We start from the raw sequence: 772 nt of genomic DNA, 5'->3' as shown, positions 1-772 counted from the left end.
GTCACCCTGCTCACCGCCACCTCACCCGGCTCGACTGCCGGAACCCACTGTTACCGGGCCGCCCAGCGCACCCTCGAACGGGCTGCACAGTCCGGCTCGCCGGCTCGTCTCCGTGATGTGATCGACGACCTCGAAACTTCGGGTGGGCCCGGTGGGGACGTGGCCGACAAGCTGCGGGCCTTGTCACAGATCTCGTACGGCCGGCTGGTGTTTGGAGATCCGGGGCCGCCGGTTGACTTGGGAGCCGACTACGTGTGCTTCCACGTCCCCGGCCTCCGCCTCCCGCGGCGTCACAGCGCACGGGACGATCAGCTTCCCGAGGAGCTGCTGGGTCAGGCGATCCTGTATCTCGTCGCCGCGTTCTCCCGACAGGTCCTGTTCCGGCATCCGGATCGGTTCGCCGCGCTGCTTCTCGACGAGGCCCATGCCCTCACCGCTAGCGCCCAGGGCCACGGGTTGGTGATGGACCTGGTCCGGGACGGCCGCAAGCACTTCGCCGCGGTGTGGGCCTTCACCCAACTCCCAGCTGATCTCACACGAGACGACGAAGGAGACGACGTCGACGCACTGTTGGGCTATCGGGTGGTGTTCCGCCAGTCCACCCAGACGGCCGTCGACGCGCTGCGGTTCCTCGGTTCCGATCACCGCGACGACAACGTCGAGACAGTCACAACCCTCGGAACCGGCGAATGCCTCATGCGTGACCCTTCGGGGCGTCTCGGGCTGATCCGGATCGCCTTGCCCGACGATCCGGCGGTCGCCGACGCGTTCT

At 67.7% G+C, this 772-nt stretch carries 1 protein-coding gene; it reads left to right on the top strand.

Annotated features, from left to right (window positions below):
- The coding region (locus tag P1T08_18860) for an ATP-binding protein (GenBank protein ID MDF1598134.1) at positions 1-772 on the top strand (772 nt) is incomplete at both ends.

It is taken from the genome of Acidimicrobiia bacterium (assembly GCA_029210695.1).
Classification (GTDB): domain Bacteria; phylum Actinomycetota; class Acidimicrobiia; order Spongiisociales; family JAHEDJ01; genus JAHEDJ01.
Note: the sequence above shows the minus strand (reverse complement) of the source record. Positions and strands in the feature narration are given on the sequence as shown.